The organism is Mesorhizobium sp. M7A.F.Ca.MR.245.00.0.0 (assembly GCF_003997415.1).
In the GTDB taxonomy this organism is placed as follows: domain Bacteria; phylum Pseudomonadota; class Alphaproteobacteria; order Rhizobiales; family Rhizobiaceae; genus Mesorhizobium.
The window spans coordinates 1-15,270 of sequence record NZ_RZTE01000042.1 but is presented as its reverse complement, the minus strand read 5'-3'; the positions used below and the strand labels follow the sequence as shown (position 1 = coordinate 15,270).

Below are 15,270 nucleotides of genomic sequence, written 5' to 3'. Positions count from 1 at the left end.
TCATTCCTCCTCGTCGTCGGCGTCGAGCAGTCGGGTTGCGCGCCAGCGGGTGAGCACGATGTTGGTCTGCTCGATGACAAAGAAACGCGCCGAGTCGCGGTCATAGCCTTCGCTCAGCAGTTTTTCGTAATCGGTGTGCATGTGGCGGATATGGGCAATCGTCGCCAGCCATACGGCGATGCCCGGCGGCAAGGTCTTCATGTGGACCGCGCCGGCGTCGGTGCGGATCTTCTCCATGTCGGCATAGGGCGCCAGCGGCAGAAGAGCGGTCAGCGCCTTGGCGATGGCGCGGCGGCGGCCGGTCGGCGCTGTCATCGCCGGGTCCGATCGGGCTCGTCGCGCCCTTCGATGGTCGCCTCGGCAATAGCGTCGGTCGAGGCGAAATAAGGTTTTAGATCGATGACCGGCGTGCCGTCGAGCACATCGATGGCGTCGAGGTCGATGCGGCCGGTGCGTTGGTCGAGCGCGACGAGCCTGGCGATGTGCAGCCCGATGGGGTTGGGGCGGGCAGGGGAGCGCAGCGAAAATACGCCTTTCGCTTCAGCGGCATGGCGCGGTTTCTGCACAATCAGGTCCCGCGGCGCATGATGCAGCCAGGATAGGATGATGACGTGGCTGGCGCGCTCCAGCCCCTGCAGGCCACTTCGGTAGGCTGCGTCGATGGTCAGCACCGCCTTCTGCCCGGTATCGCGCGCGGCGCGCATGTTCTTCGGGCAGGTTTCGCGCGTCGTCCATGGCGAGGCAATGCGGCCGATGAAGACGATCCCGCCATCAGGCGGCATCAAGGCCGGATCGTTCTCCAGCCTCTGCTCGCCTTCGCGCGCCTCGAACATCTCACGCGTTTCAGTCATGGTCCACGTCTCTTAAAGCGCCACACAAACGGCATTTTCTTGTCCGCAAGCGACATTGCGCTTGCAAGGTCTCGAAAATCGACATAAACATATGTTTATATCTTTTCAAAGAGAATACGCTGATGCATGTCTCGCTCGACACTATGGTGGATACGTTAAAGGCGGCGGCCGAATCCAGCCGATTGCGCATACTGGCACTTCTGTCGCGCGGTGACCTCACGGTTTCCGATCTTACCGAAATTCTCGGCCAGTCGCAGCCGCGCGTTTCGCGGCACCTGAAGCTGCTTCTGGAGGCCGGACTGATCGGCCGCTACCAGGAAGGGTCTTGGGCCTTCTTCCGCCTGTCGGATGCGGATTCCGCGCGGGACTTCGTCATGGGGCTGGTTTCCGGCATTCGCGGCGCCGATCCGCAGGTCGAGCGCGATCTTGAGCGCCTGGCCTCGGTCAAGCGCAAGCGGCAGGACCGCGCGGTCGCGTATTTTTCGGTGAATGCGGCAAGCTGGGACCATATCCGCTCGCTGCATGTGCCGGACCGCGCCGTCGAAGCCGCAATGCTGAAACTGGTCGGCAAGCGGCCGTTCCAGTCGATGCTCGATCTCGGCACCGGCACCGGGCGGCTGCTCGAAATCTTCTCGCCGCTCTATCGGCGCGGTGTCGGCATCGACATGTCGCGCGAGATGCTGACCGTGGCGCGCGCCAATCTGGACAAGGCAGGCGTTTCGAACGCGCAGGTTCGGCAGGGCGACATCTTCGCGCCGCCGGTCGAGCGCGATGCCTTCGATCTCGTCACCATCCATCAGGTGCTGCACTATCTCGACGATCCCGCCCGCGCCATCCACGAGGCGGCGCGGCTTTTGCGTCCGGCCGGACGCCTGGTCATCGTCGATTTCGCGCCGCATGCGCTGGAATTCCTGCGTGAGGAGCACGCGCATATGCGGCTCGGCTTTTCCAACCAGCAGATCGCCGGCTGGTTTTCGGAAGCCGGCCTCGATCTTGAAGACAGTCAGGAATTCGAGCCGCGCGGCGGCAACGAGGCCAGGCTCACCGTAAAACTCTGGCTTGGCCGCGACCGGCGCTTGCTGATTGCCGATCCTTCCAACGACACAAGGCAGGCCAAAGCGAACTCGATAGGGGAAATCGCATGAACCAGTTCCGCTTTTCCCGCCGCCCCGACATTGGCGACAAGGTCAGGGTTTCCTTCGAATTCTTCCCGCCGAAGACCGACGAGATGGAAGCGAGGCTGTGGGAGACGGTGACAAGGCTGGAGCCGCTGAAGCCGAAATTCGTCTCGGTGACCTACGGCGCCGGCGGCTCGACGCGAGAGCGCACCGCGCGCACTGTAAAGCGCATCCTGACGGAAACCGCCATTCCTGCCGCGGCGCATCTGACCTGCGTCGGGGCAACACGCGACGAGGTCGACGCGGTCATCCAGGATTATAAATCGATCGGTATCAACCGGTTCGTGGCGCTGCGCGGCGACCCGGCCTCCGGCGTCGGCGGACCGTATCGGCCGCATCCCGGTGGATACGAGAACGGCGCGGAGCTGGTCGCCGGGCTCAAGGCGATTGCTGATTTCGACATCTCCGTCGCGGCTTATCCGGAAAAACATCCGCAAAGCCCCGATTTCGCCACCGACATCGAGATGCTGAAGCGCAAAGTCGACAATGGCGCGACGCGTGCCATCACGCAGTTCTTTTTCGACAACGATCTCTACGAGCGCTATGTCGAGCGCGTCCGCCGCGCCGGCATCTACATCCCGATCGTGCCGGGTATCCAGCCGGTTCACAGTTTCAAGCAGGTCGCGAACTTTTCCGCGAGGGCGGGCGCGCATGTGCCCGGCTGGCTGGCGGAGCGTTTCGAAGGCCTCGACCGGGACCCGCAGACGCATGCGCTGGTGGCGTCGGCGGTGGCGGCCGAACAGGTGATGGACCTTGTCGAGCGCGGTGTCGGCGATTTCCACTTCTACACCATGAACCGCGCCGATCTGGTCTTTGCCATCTGTCATATGATCGGCATCCGCTCGCACGAGGCGGCGGCCGCCGGATCAGCTGCGGCATGAGAGTGGGTTGAACGACAAAAGGCCGGGAAAAACCCGGCCTTTTGAATTGGTTGGACTATTTGGGTGCTGGTCTTCCCCGCTTTGGCGGTCAGGGAAGGAAGCCCATAATAAGGGCTCCGATAAAGGCGAACGCAGCACAGATCATCAATGCGTTGATAGGCCTCGTAAGTCCCATGACATAGCCTCCTCTTAAAGAGCTATGTCACGGAGTCTAGGTTCATTTGTGCCACAGGCAAGCGGAAAATGTGCTGCATTGCGACGTGATTGTGAAATCCGCGACATGTCTTTTGCCGTTAGGCTTTGAAACTCCTAGGCAAAAACCGGCTTCAGGCCTGTGAATAAAATGTGGCCGACTCGTGTCGCTGCCGTGTCATGGCAGCGCTACCGCTGCGAAAGTCGATTCGACTTTCGCGATGCGGGGGGCAATTGGGTGGTTAGAGCATCCTTTGCGCGTCCAGTGGACGCGCGGCGCTCTAACGTCGGCCGAACAGCCGCCCGTCAATGGTGACGAGGCCGAGCGCGATCAGCACCACGCCGCCGATTTCGAACAGCTCCAGCCGCTCGCCAAGGAACAGGAAGCCGAGCAGCATCGCGCTGGCCGGTACGACAAGCGTGACCAGCGAAGCGTTGGTCACGCCGGCCGAAGCGACGAGGTTGAAATAGAGGATGTAGGCGAAGGCGGTGGACAGAAGCGCCAGCGCCAGCACCGCCGCCCAGACCGGCGGCGAGGCCGAAAACAATCCGGATGGACCGTGGGTAAAGAGCACGATCGGGATCATGATGATGGTCGATGCCGTCAACTGTCCGGTGGCGATGACCGGCGAGGGCACGCCCCTGAAGCGGCGGGCGACCATCAGCGCGACGGCATAGGACAGCGAAGCCCCGATCAGCGCGAATTTGGCCCAGACCGGGCCGCCGAGCCCGGCAAGCAGGCCGGGGCCGATCATGACAGCCGTGCCGGCGATGCCGAGCGCAATGCCGGCGAGCTTGTTCCAGGACAGCTTTTCGTCCGATGTCAGCGCGTTGGCGAGGATCAACGTCCAGAACGGCGTTGTCGCGTTGAGCACCGAGGCGATGCCGGCTCCGAGCTCCGTCTGGCCGGCGAAGATCAGCGAGAAGGGCACGACATTGTTGGTGAGCGCCAGCAGGAAGAACAGGCCGGCATGCGGAAGCGCGAGGCGAAAGGACGGGCCCCGCAGACCGAGATAGATCTGCAGCGCAATCGCGGCAATGGCGACGCGAAACAGCACCAGCACCAGCGGGGGGAGTTCCGCCACCGCGATGCGCGCGAAGAAGAACGAGCCGCCCCAGATCGCGCCGAGCAGCAGGAGTTGCCCCCAATCCTTGAGCACCATCGGTCCGCGTGGTGCGGATGTCGCGGCCATTGCCATGTGAGTCGCCCTCCCAGACGTATGCCAGTCAGGCAGAAGCCATATCCGGTTCGGAGACAAGGGCCACCCGAAACGTGATTGATGGCAAACGCCTGCCGCCAAGACCTAGCGCCCCAGCGTCAGCCGTACGAGACACAGAATTGTTTTCATTAGCCGCTAGCTTGGATTAATTGTGCGCAGGCTAGATCAAGGATTCGTCGATGCAGCGATTCGAGAATGCCCGCGAGGCGGCACTGGCGCTTCGCCCGGACGATCCGGTCTATTGCTTCCGCCCGCAGGTGCTGATGGCGGATGCCAGGCAGTTCATGGGCATGTTCCCGGGCAAGACCGCCTATGCGGTCAAGACCAATGGCGAGCAGATCGTGCTGAAGACCCTGGTCGAAGCCGGCGTCAAGGCTTTCGACGTCGCGTCGCCGGGCGAGTTCGCCGCCGTGCGTGCCGTCTCTCCCGATGCCGAGATGCTCTACATGCATCCGGTCAAGGCGCAGTCGGACATCAAGCTGGCGCTGGAGAAATACACCATCCGCGTCATTTCGTTGGATCACGAGGACGAGATCACCAAGCTGACGCGGGTGGTGCGGGCGCTCGATATGGATCCGGGCTCGATCAGCGTGTTCGTGCGGGTGCAGACCAAGGGGCATGCCGCTTACGAGCTGTCGAAGAAGTTCGGCGCCGGGCCGGCCTATGCCGTCGAACTTGCCGAGCGGCTGAACCGTACCGGATATAAGGTTGGCCTGTGTTTTCATGTCGGCAGTCAGATCGAGGATCCCGACACCTATGAGCGGGCGCTGGCCTCCGCCGATTGGGTGCGCAACCGGCTGACCTTCGATATTGCAGGGCTTGACGTCGGCGGCGGTTTCCCCGCCGAATACGGCCATGACCCCAACCGCAAGCAGATCGAGATGCCGTCGCTCGGCCAGATCATGTCGCGGCTTTCGGGCGATCTGAAAGAGTATCAGTTCGACCAGATGCCGCTGGTGGCCGAGCCGGGCCGCGTGATCGTGGCGCGCTGCCTGTCGCTGATCGTGCGGGTGCTGCTGCGCAAGGGCAAGCGGCTCTACATCAATGACGGCATCTGGGCGTCGCTGTCGGATTCATGGACCGGAAAGATCACGCTGCCGGCGCGCTTCATTCCCGATCCTGCGATCCGCTCGCGCAATGGCGAGGAGAAGAACATCGTGCCGTTCAAGGTCTGCGGCGCGACCTGCGATTCCGTCGACATCCTGTCGCGGCCGTTCTGGCTGCCGGAAACGGTCGATACCGGCGACTGGATCGAGATCGGCCATATCGGCGCCTATTCGCTGTCGCTGAGGACCCGCTTCAACGGCTTTTACCCCGACACCTTCGTCGTGGTGACGACGCCGTTCGACGAGGGCGACGCGCCGCAGGGGTTTGCCAGTTTGGAGACGATGGCGGATTAGCGAATAGGGAATAGCCAGTAGCGAATAGGGAAGATTTGCAGAGACAGCAGCAAGGAAGGACTACCTTCTATTCGCTATTCGCTATTCGCTATTCGCTATTCGCTATTCGCTATTCGCTATTCGCTAAAGCTTTGCCAAAAGCTCCGGCGTCGGCCAGCCATCCACCGGCAAGCCTAGCCGCATCTGCTCCTTGCGGATCGCCTCGCGGGTGTTGGTACCCAAAATGCCATCGACAGTGCCGACATCGTAGCCCCTGGCTTCCAGCTTGCTCTGCAGCGCCTTCATCTGCTCGTTGTTGAGGCCGGTCTCGGGATTGCGCGGATCGAACTGTTTTTCTCCCGCCAACCTGGCGGCGAGGTTGGCCGCGGTCAGCGCATAGGTGAAGGACTGGTTCCACTCGAGATAGACGTCGAAATTGTCATAAGCGAGGAAGGCGGGCCCCTTACGGCCCATGGGCAGCGCCAAGCCTGCCTTGAGGCCGTTGTCGACCAGCGGCGCGCCGCTGGGGTAGGTGACGCCCCATTGCGCCCACTGCGACAGCGGCAGCTTGTTGGTGCGACCGGTCTGGTCCCACGGCATGTCTTCGGGCACGCGGACTTCCTGGATCCAGGGCTGGTCGCGTTTCCAGCCGCGCGACAGCACTTTGTTGGCGGTGGTCATGATCACATCGGGCACGCTGCCGCGCAGGTCGATCTTGCCGTCGCCGTCGCCGTCGACGCCGCGTGCCAGATAATCTGAGGGCAGGATCTGCGTCTGGCCGATCTCGCCGGCCCAGGCGCCCCTGACATCGGCCGGCAGCACGCCGCGATCGATCAATTGCAGAAGCGGTATCAACTGAGGCCGAAACAGTTGCGGGCGGCGGCAATCATGCGACAGCGTCACCAGGGCGCTCAGCGTGTGGAAGTCGCCCTGCACGGCGCCGAAATCGGTCTCCAGCGCCCAGAAGGCGGCGATGATCGGCGCCTGAACGCCGAACTGCTGGTCGGCGCGGGCGAAGACATCCGCGTATTTCTTCATGTTCGCCGCACCTTGCTTCAGGCGATAGGCCGAGATCATGCGGTTGGAAAACTCGACAAAGGTTTGGGTGAAGACGCCCTGGGCGCGGTCGCGTGCCAACACCTTGTCGTCGAAGGTTGCCGCTTCAAGGGCGTCGAGACCGGCAGTGCCGACGCCGGCCGCCTTGGCTTCCGCGGCGACGCCCTGCTTCCACGTCTCGAAGTCGCCGCCGCATTCCTGCGCCATCGCCGGCAAGGCCGTGGCACACAGGGTCAGCGCAGCCGCGAGGACTTTGGAACGCAGTCGCATCAGCTTCCTCTCGAAACGAATAGCGGGCAGTTGTTGTGCTCCCCCGGAGGCCCAACGCCCTGAATTGCCGGCGGTTGCACTCTTCACCGCTGGCTGTGTCGAAAAGCAGGCGGCAGGCCCTGTGTCAACGGTTCTTGTGCCGCAGCCCCTTATTCCGCCGGCTTCTGTGCCGTTGCACTGGCGACAACGGTGTTCTGCGGAGCTTCTTATCTCGGACGGACTCGCTGCCGTTGCACCGGTTCAACGGAAGCTCTGCTGGAGTGATTTGATCCATGGCGGTGCTGCCGTTGAACCGGTGTCAACGGGTGTTCTGCCGCAGCCACTTGTTCCAGGTGGCTTCACTGCCGTTGAAGACGTTGATGTCGGCCTTGCCGGTCATGCCCGGAATGATCCCGGTTCCTGTGTACTGCCAGAATGTGAAGGGGTGGCTGCCGTATTTCTCACGTGGATGGCCGGCGACAGAACGCAGCCAGTACGGATAGCCGCGAAACCCCGCCAGGCCGTTGTCGTCGAAGAAGTCGACCGAGGTGTAGATGATCGGCTTCTTGCCGTAGTGGCGTTCGACGATCTCGAGGAAGGTGGTCATCTCCGCGCGCACCGTGGCGGCGTCGGGACGCAGCCTACAGGTCGGCGATTGTGGGTTCCATTCCATGTCGAGGACCGGCGGCATCGCCGAGCGATCGACGGGGACGTTGCGGATGAACCAGCGCGCCTGCACGGCAGCCGGGGTGCAGAAATAGTAGAAGTGATAGGCGGCGCGGGGAACGCCCGTAGCTTTGGTCCGGGTCCAATGCTCGTTGAAGTATTCATCGAAGCGATCGCCGCCCTCGGTCGCCTTGATGAAGGCGAAGGAGATGCCGCTGGCCTTGGCCGCCGGCCAGTCGACCGAGGTCTGGTATTTGGAAACATCGGTGCCGTGGACGGCATAGTTCCACGGCGCGCCGCTCTCCCATTCATGCGGCTTGGAATCGGCAAAGCGCGGCGCCCGGACAGTGACCGTCGGGCTGCTCGACGCCGACGGCGACAGTGGCGAGAGATCGTCTACTGTCGAGCACGCGCCAAGCAGCGCTAGCATAATGAGGCCCGCAAGACGGCGCATCGCAATTCCCGAGCCGGATTCAGCCGGTCGCTGATGGGTCTATACCTGATGGCCGGCTTGTGATTGGGCCCCCTCCGAGCGATCGCCCCACAGCATCGCTCAGCATATCCTGTGATCGCCGATCATGGTTGATAATCCGTTGATGGCGCTCGACAAGCATTGTGATTTGCGGAAGCAATGGCGGCAAATCGATGACATAAGGGCTCGCGCAGGGCCCGGAGGAAATAAATGCGGATCGTCGTCAAGATCGTCAGATGGCTGCTTGGTCTGATCGTGCTGGCGGTCGCCGCGCTGTTTGCGTGGCTATACATCGCGCCGCCCGAATTGATCCGCGTCGGTTCCGGCTATTCGGCCAAGATCGTCTGCTCGAATGTCTTCATCGCCGGCCGGGACGCCAATGAGGTGCTGGCCGTCGACGTGCAGGCGCCCGGGCATCCCCTGCTGCGGTTAATGCGTGTTTCGGTGGACAAGAACAGGGGAACGGTGTCTGCCGGCCTGTTCGGGTTCCTCGGCAAGAGCGTCGCTGTCGCCCGCGACGGGCTTGGCTGCGCTTCGGTTCCGGACGGCGATGTCGGCAAGGCGCGACGGACTGTGATCCAGGCGGAGCCGTCGGCGGCCACCATGGGCGACCTGTGGCCGGAAGGCGAGCGGGTTGAGGCATCGCAGGATCCGGTTGTTGCCAAGCTGCTGGACGATGCGGCGCTGACCGGCACCGGCATGCGGGCGGTGGTGGTGGTCAAGAATGGCCGCGTCGTCGCCGAGCGCTACGGCGCGGGCTTTTCCGCCAAGACGCCGCTGCTCGGCTGGTCGATGACGAAGACGGTGAATGCCGCCATCGTCGGTACGTTGGTCAAGGACGGCAAGATGGCTTTCGACGACAAAAACCTGTTTGCGCCTTGGAAGGCGGACGGCCGCGCCGCCATCAGCCTTGCCGAGATGATGGCGATGTCGAGCGGGCTGGAGTTCAACGAGGATTATGGTGACGTCGCCGACGTCACGCGCATGCTCTATCTCGAACCTGACATGGCGGGCTTTGCCGAATCAAAGCCGCTGGCGGCCGAGGTCGGCAAGGTGTTTTCCTATTCGAGCGGTACGGCGGTGATGCTGTCGCGGCTCTGGCAGGACGCGATCGGCGACAAGGCCAAGGCGCTGACATGGCCGCGCACGGCCCTGTTCGAGCCGCTTGGCATGCATAGCGCGGTGCTAGAGACCGACGAGCAGGGCACTTTCGTCGGCTCGTCCTATCTTTACGCGACCGCGCATGACTGGGCGCGCTTCGGCCAGTTCCTGCTGCAGGGCGGGGTGTGGAACGGCAACCAGATCCTGCCAACCGGTTTCGTCGACTGGATGCGCGAGCCGGCATCCGCCTCGAAGGTCTATGGCAAGGGTCAGTTGTGGATCGAGGCCCCGGGCGATGAGGAAAACCCCGGCGCCGGCGTCGCGGCAGGCCTGCCCAAGGACACGTACTGGATGGAAGGCCATGACGGGCAGACGGTTGCCATCATCCCCTCGGAGCAGTTGGTGGTGGTGCGGCTGGGGCTGACGCCGGCCAAACTCGGCTACCGGCCGCAGACGATGGTGGGGGCGCTGATCAAGGCGCTGCATTAGCGCGGCGCAAACTCTTGCTATTCAGCTGTCGCCAATGGCTTGGCGCGGTCAACTCGCGCCCGCTCGTCGGGCGAGTTCATGACCTGCCAAAGATCGCTGCGGCGCTGGACGTTCAACCAGAAGTCCGGGCTGTTGCCGAACACCCGCGCCAGAATAAGCGCGGTCGCCGCCGTCACGTTGCGGCGGTCGTTGCACAATTCGTTCACATGCTTGCGCTGGACCCCCATCGCCTCGGCCAAAGCCGCCTGCGTCAGGCCAAACGGCTGCATGAATTCTTCCGTGAGAATTTCGCCAACCGTTGCCGGCTTGCGTGCGGTCATCAACATGTTCTCACCTCATCTATAGCTGTGGTCGTCGAGATAGATGTCCGACGCCTCACCGCGGCCGCCGTCCCAGCGGAAGATCAGCCGCCATTGCTTGTTGACGCGTATTGAATGGAAGCCTTCGAGAATGCCGCGCAGCTTCCCGAAATGATTGCTGGGCGGCACACGCAAATCCTGATCGATCATCGCGTCGTCAATCATCTGGAGCTTGCGGAACAAACGGCTTTCGAGATCGGACTGAATGTTGCGAGAATGGATGTCTTCCACGAAGAAGGCCCGCAGCCATTCATCCCTGAAGCCGATGATCACCACATGCTTCCATGCATGTGAGATAGTGTACCGCTCTCGGGGTCATAAGGCAACGTTGATCCAACGGATCGTGGCTGCTTCGCCTTTATGTGCCTTTCCCACGGCAATATTCAGGAAGTGATCTTGATAACCGCCAGCCAGGCATAGCCGCGATAAAGCGTGCGGAAACGGAAGCTTGCGCTGGTTCGCCGAGATTCCGATTCCAGCACTTCGCGCAACGATTCACGCGGCGCGACGTGGAATTTTTTCAGCCAGCCGCGCAGCAAGGTCCGGAACCAGCCGGGCAGGCCTTCCTGCTGGCCGAAATCGATGATGTGCAGCGAACCGTTCGGCGACAGGGCGGCAAGCGCTGCCGAGACAGTTTTTTCCCAGCCGGGGATCATCGACAGCGAATAGGACACGAAGACACGGTCGAAGCGTTCGACACCGAAGAGTGCACGGGCATCGAAATCGGTGGCATCGCCCCTTGCCAGCACGACGCGGCCGGACAGGCCCTCGCGGTCGATTGCCTTTCCGGCCGTTTCCAGCATTTCGGCCGAGATATCGAGGCCGTAGAAGCGGGCATCGGGATAGCGGCGGGCAGCCAGGATGATGTTGCGGCCGGTGCCGCAGCCGAGCTCCAGCACGGTACCACCGACAGGCACGTCGAGCCCGTCGATCAGCCGGTCGCGGCCGAGAAGGTAGTATTTGCGGGTCAGGTCGTAGATGTGGCGCTGCCAGCGGTAGACGCCGTCCATCAATTCGGCATGGTTGGCAGGCAGCTCGGTGGCGCTCATGCCGCGCGCTTCACGTAGAGGTGGAAGCCACCATAGATGGCCGAGCGGTCGCGGGCTGAAAATTCGCGCGAAGCCTGGTCCCGATAATCCCACTGGTCGAGCAGCGAGCTGGAGACACGGCCCGGCAACAGGCTGGGTTCGGCGGCGGTGCGGAAGATGACGCGGGCGCCGGCCGATGCGGTGCGAGTGATTTCCGCCCACAGCGCGTTGAGCTGATCATCGGTCATCCAGTCCTGCGCATCGAGCAGGATGAAGCGGTCGACGGAGCCTGCATCCTTGCCGGCGAGGAATTCGATCAGATTGGCGTGGTGGATGGCGACGCGGCCGACATTGCCGCGGATGGTCTCGTAATTCTGTTTTTCGAGATAGGCGGGCAGGGCGGCCTCGCCGGGGTTCGGATAGCGCCGGGCGAAGGCCTGCCAGGCGAAGTAGTTGTTCTCCAGCGGAAAATCGCAAGCGAGCTTTTCCAGCCGGGCTTTCAGCACGCTGGCCATGGTGCCGTCGCCAGAAGTGATCAGCGAATCGTACTGCGCCGGTGGAATGCCGAGGCCGAACAGCGAGGCCTTGCGCGACGTCGCCCATCTCAAAAGCTTGTTGTCGAAGACCGGCGCCAACTCTTCGTTGAAGAAGCGGCGCTGCTCGCCGATGTTCCTGGCCTGCATGATGCCGGCAGGGTCGACGCCGAAGAATTTTCCCGTCCGATGGCCCATGGCGATGAACAGGCCGAGCAGGCCGGTCTGGTAGAAATTGCGGTCGAACACAGTGATGCGACGGCGGCCGCGCCAGTTGCGGCGCTCCCAATAGTGACGGCTGACAGGATCGAGATGCGGCGCGATGAAACGGTCATACGCTTTCGAATTGTGGCTGGTGTCGGCGGCGCCGAAGAAGCGGAACAGGTCGCCCTGCGATGGCAGGCGGCGCACCGCCTCCAGCTTCATGCGGTTCAGCGCGATGTGCGCGGTGTTGAGGTCGACGGCGTCGACCCGGGCCGGCGAGCGCGTGAGGTAGGCCAGGATGTTGCAGCCGCCGGAGGCGATGGTGACGACGCGGTGGCCCTGGCCAAGCTGCATCGCCTCCATGTCGACATCGGGGTCTTCCCAGATCTGGGGATAGACGAGGCCGGAGAACAGGAAGGCGAACAGCCGCTCCGAAATGCCGGCCTTCGACAGCGGCCGGTTCTGGTAGACGGCCTTTCCAACTTCCTTGCCGCGGCGAAAAACCAGGTCTGCGGAAACGTCCGTCATGGCAAGATGATTCCCCATTTGCTTTGCCGCAAGCGGGTAGCGCAGGGGCATGACAGCCCGGTGACAGCCTGTTGACGCCTTCTTACAGCTTGCCAAATCCCCCCGGCGTCGGTGTCGTCAGGATGACGGCTTCTCCGGCCTGCAGCACGGTCTGGTCGCAGGCTTTCAGCAGGTCGATCGTGCCGTCCTTGCGGCGGACCTCGGTCGAGCCGACCTCGCCATCGCCGCCACTGTCCAGCCCTTGCGGGGGCCGATTGCGGTGCGAAGACAGGATCGCGCATTCCATCTTCTCGAGGAAGCGGATGGTGCGCCTGGTGCCGTCGCCGGCGCTCCATTTGCCCTTGCCGCCGGATCCTTCCCGAATGTGGAAATCCTCGAGCAGAACGGGAAAGCGCAGCTCCAGCACTTCCGGATCGGTGAGGCGCGAATTGGTCATGTGGGTGTGGACGCCGGAGGTGCCGGCAAAGCCGCGGCCGGAATTCATCTGGCCGGCCGGCGAGCCGGAGCAGATCGTCTCGTAATACTGGTATGTCTTGTTGCCGAAGGTCAGGTTGTTCATCGTGCCTTGCGCGTTGGCCATGGCGCCCATGGCGCCGAACAGCGCGTTGGTGACGTGCTGCGAGGTCTCGACATTGCCGGCGACGACGGCGGCGGGGTAGGCGGGTTTCAGCATGCAGCCGTCGGGAATGATGATGTTGATGGGCCGCAGGCACCCGGCATTCATCGGGATCATGTCCTCGACCATGACGCGGAAGGCATAGAGCACGGCGGCGCGGGCGACGGGTTCCGGCGCGTTGAAATTGTTCTTCATCACCGGCGAGGTGCCGGTGAAGTCGACGGTCGCCTCGCGCTTTTGCCGGTCGACCGTGATCTTCACCTTGATGATTTGGCCGGTGTCGGTCGGGTATTCATACTGCGAACTGTCGGGCAGCCGCTCCAGCACGCGGCGCACGCTTTCGGCCGCATTGTCCTGGACATGGCCCATATAGGCCTCGACGACATCGAGGCCGAAATGCGCGACCATCTTGCGCAGTTCCGCGACGCCCTTTTCGTTGGCGGCGATCTGCGCCTTGAGGTCGGCGATGTTCTGGTGCGGATTGCGGGCTGGATAGCGGTGGTCGGTGAGCAGCGTTTCCAGCTCCTTCTCGCGGAATTTTCCGCGGTCGACGATGCGGAAATTGTCGAACAGCACGCCTTCCTCGTCGACCGTGGTGGCGAGCGGCGTCATCGAGCCGGGTGCCGTGCCGCCGATATCGGCATGATGGCCGCGCGAGGCGGCCCAGAACAGGATTTCCTCCCCCCTCGAGGGGGAGGTGGCGGCGAAGCCGCCGGAGGGGGTCGGATCGACCGGGTTCGACGCTCTTGCGGTGCCTTCCGAGAGGACCCCACCCGGCCGCTGCGCGGCCACCCTCCCCTCGAGGGGGAGGGAAAACACCGGCGTCACCACGGTGATGTCGGGCAGATGCGTGCCGCCGTTGTAGGGCGCGTTGAGGGCAAAGACGTCGCCGGGGTGGATGTCGCCGGAATTCAGCCGGATGATGGTTTCGACCGAGCGGTCCATCGAGCCCAGATGCACCGGCATGTGCGGCGCATTGGCGACCAGCGCGCCATGGCGATCGAAGACGGCGCAGGAAAAATCCAGCCTTTCCTTGATGTTGACGGAATAGGCGGTGTTCTGCAGCGTCACGCCCATCTGCTCGGCGATCGACATGAAGAGGTTGTTGAAGACCTCCAGCATGACCGGATCGGCCTCCGTGCCGAGCGCTGCCTGCCGGCGCTTTTTCTCGACACGGCGCAGGAGCACATGGTTCCTGGCGGTGATTTCGGCCAGCCAGCCCGGCTCGATGACGATCGTCTGGTTCGGCTCGATAATCAAGGCAGGTCCGGCAACCCTGTTTCCCGGCTTCAGCGCTTCGCGGCGGAAGATGGGTGAAGTGCGCCACTCTCCCTCGGTGAAGATTTCGCGGGTTTGCGAAGGGCTTACGGCAAGGTCTTCGGTTCGCGATTCAGTTTCGTCGCGCCCGGTGCCGCCGGTGTCGGTGCCTTCGACACCGACGGTCTCGACGATCATCGGCTTGTCGTCATAGACGAAACCGAACTGCGCCTTGTGGGCGATTTCAAAATCGCGCCTGGCCTGGAAAATCGAATCCGCCTCGAAATTCACCGGCAGTGTCGTGTCGGTGCCGTCATAGCGAATGTGCAGCACAGGCTTCGTGGCGACCGTATCCTCGCCGATGCCTTGCGCCGCGAGTTCGGCGATGACGGCTTTTCTCAAGATGGCAATGAGGTTGCCGATCTCCGTTCTGGACTCTTCGGCAAGCGGTTTCAGCAGCGCTTGCTGGCGCGAGGCAAAGACCGAGGACAGGCCGATGCCATAGGCCGACAGCAGGCCAGAGAAGGGATGGATCAGCACCGCCTCCATGCCGAGCGCGTCGGCGACCAGGCAAGCGTGCTGGCCGCCGGCGCCACCGAAGCAGTTGAGGAGATACTCGGTGACGTCGTAGCCGCGCTGCACGGAGATCCTCTTGATGGCATTGGCCATGTTCTCCACGGCGATGGTGACGAACCCTTCGGCGACAGTCTCGGGCGACCGGCCATCGCCGATTTCGGCGGCGAGTGCTGCAAATTTTGCTCGCACCGTCTCGACGTCGAGCGGCTCGTCCTGGCCGGGTCCGAATATAGCCGGAAAGAAATCGGGCTGCAGCTTGCCAAGCATGACGTTGGCGTCGGTGACGGCGAGCGGGCCGCCGCGCCGGTAGGCTGCCGGGCCGGGATTGGCGCCAGCCGAATCCGGTCCGGCCCGGAAGCGACCGGCCTCGTAATGCAGGATCGAGCCGCCGCCGGCGGCGACGGTATGGATGCGCATCATCGGCGTGCGCATCCG

At 63.1% G+C, this 15,270-nt stretch carries 14 protein-coding genes; 4 read left to right on the top strand and 10 right to left on the bottom strand.

Annotated elements, in window-relative coordinates; all coding sequences use genetic code 11:
- Complete coding sequence (locus EOB80_RS28330) at positions 1-315, bottom strand: DUF2293 domain-containing protein (protein ID WP_127260329.1); 315 nt, start codon at positions 313-315, stop codon at positions 1-3.
- Positions 312-851 (bottom strand): tRNA (N6-threonylcarbamoyladenosine(37)-N6)-methyltransferase TrmO, encoded by a 540-nt coding sequence (gene tsaA / locus EOB80_RS28325; protein WP_127331130.1) that lies wholly within the window; start codon positions 849-851, stop codon positions 312-314. The genes EOB80_RS28330 and tsaA overlap by 4 nt, the downstream gene beginning before the upstream one ends.
- Positions 852-973: 122 nt before the next feature.
- Here tsaA and EOB80_RS28320 point away from each other — a divergent pair, with 122 nt between their 5' ends.
- Both EOB80_RS28320 and metF read left to right on the top strand, forming a co-directional pair.
- Entirely contained in the window at positions 974-1,996 is a 1,023-nt protein-coding gene (locus EOB80_RS28320; RefSeq protein WP_127331128.1) for a metalloregulator ArsR/SmtB family transcription factor, read from the top strand.
- On the top strand, positions 1,993-2,910 hold the full coding sequence (gene metF / locus EOB80_RS28315) for a methylenetetrahydrofolate reductase [NAD(P)H] (protein WP_127331126.1): 918 nt from the start codon (positions 1,993-1,995) through the stop codon (positions 2,908-2,910). Before EOB80_RS28320 ends, metF begins: the two co-directional genes overlap by 4 nt.
- Before the next feature lie 473 nt (positions 2,911-3,383).
- Here the strand turns inward: metF and EOB80_RS28310 are convergent, their stop codons facing one another.
- Complete coding sequence (locus EOB80_RS28310; RefSeq protein WP_127331124.1) at positions 3,384-4,301, bottom strand: DMT family transporter; 918 nt, start codon at positions 4,299-4,301, stop codon at positions 3,384-3,386.
- 200 nt (positions 4,302-4,501) lie between these two features.
- Here EOB80_RS28310 and EOB80_RS28305 point away from each other — a divergent pair, with 200 nt between their 5' ends.
- Complete coding sequence (locus EOB80_RS28305) at positions 4,502-5,722, top strand: alanine racemase (RefSeq protein ID WP_127331122.1); 1,221 nt, start codon at positions 4,502-4,504, stop codon at positions 5,720-5,722.
- 123 nt (positions 5,723-5,845) lie between these two features.
- On the opposite strand, the gene EOB80_RS28300 is transcribed toward EOB80_RS28305, so the two are convergent.
- Positions 5,846-7,027 (bottom strand): lytic murein transglycosylase, encoded by a 1,182-nt coding sequence (locus EOB80_RS28300; protein ID WP_127331120.1) that lies wholly within the window; start codon positions 7,025-7,027, stop codon positions 5,846-5,848.
- Positions 7,028-7,325: 298 nt separating this feature from the next.
- Positions 7,326-8,126 carry a GH25 family lysozyme gene (locus EOB80_RS28295; RefSeq protein WP_127321779.1) on the bottom strand — a complete coding sequence of 267 codons (801 nt, stop codon included), beginning with the start codon at positions 8,124-8,126 and terminating at the stop codon, positions 7,326-7,328.
- A 228-nt stretch (positions 8,127-8,354) separates the two neighbouring features.
- Between EOB80_RS28295 and EOB80_RS28290 the strand changes: the two genes are divergently transcribed.
- A complete protein-coding gene (locus EOB80_RS28290; RefSeq protein ID WP_127331118.1) occupies positions 8,355-9,734 on the top strand; it encodes a serine hydrolase in 1,380 nt (459 codons plus the stop codon).
- Positions 9,735-9,751: 17 nt separating this feature from the next.
- On the opposite strand, the gene EOB80_RS28285 is transcribed toward EOB80_RS28290, so the two are convergent.
- The 5 genes from EOB80_RS28285 to EOB80_RS28265 form a co-directional block, all read right to left on the bottom strand.
- Positions 9,752-10,060: a HigA family addiction module antitoxin gene (locus EOB80_RS28285; protein ID WP_127331116.1), complete on the bottom strand. Its 309-nt coding sequence runs from the start codon at positions 10,058-10,060 to the stop codon at positions 9,752-9,754.
- Positions 10,061-10,069: 9 nt separating this feature from the next.
- Positions 10,070-10,366, bottom strand: a complete 297-nt coding sequence (locus EOB80_RS28280; RefSeq protein WP_127331114.1) for a type II toxin-antitoxin system RelE/ParE family toxin — start codon at positions 10,364-10,366, stop codon at positions 10,070-10,072.
- Between the two features lie 110 nt (positions 10,367-10,476).
- On the bottom strand, positions 10,477-11,142 hold the full coding sequence (locus EOB80_RS28275; RefSeq protein ID WP_127331112.1) for a class I SAM-dependent methyltransferase: 666 nt from the start codon (positions 11,140-11,142) through the stop codon (positions 10,477-10,479).
- Positions 11,139-12,437, bottom strand: a complete 1,299-nt coding sequence (locus tag EOB80_RS28270; RefSeq protein WP_127331110.1) for a DUF3419 family protein — start codon at positions 12,435-12,437, stop codon at positions 11,139-11,141. Before EOB80_RS28270 ends, EOB80_RS28275 begins: the two co-directional genes overlap by 4 nt.
- A gap of 31 nt (positions 12,438-12,468) precedes the next feature.
- On the bottom strand, positions 12,469-15,270 hold a 2,802-nt coding region (locus tag EOB80_RS28265; protein WP_127331108.1), incomplete at its 5' end, for a hydantoinase B/oxoprolinase family protein.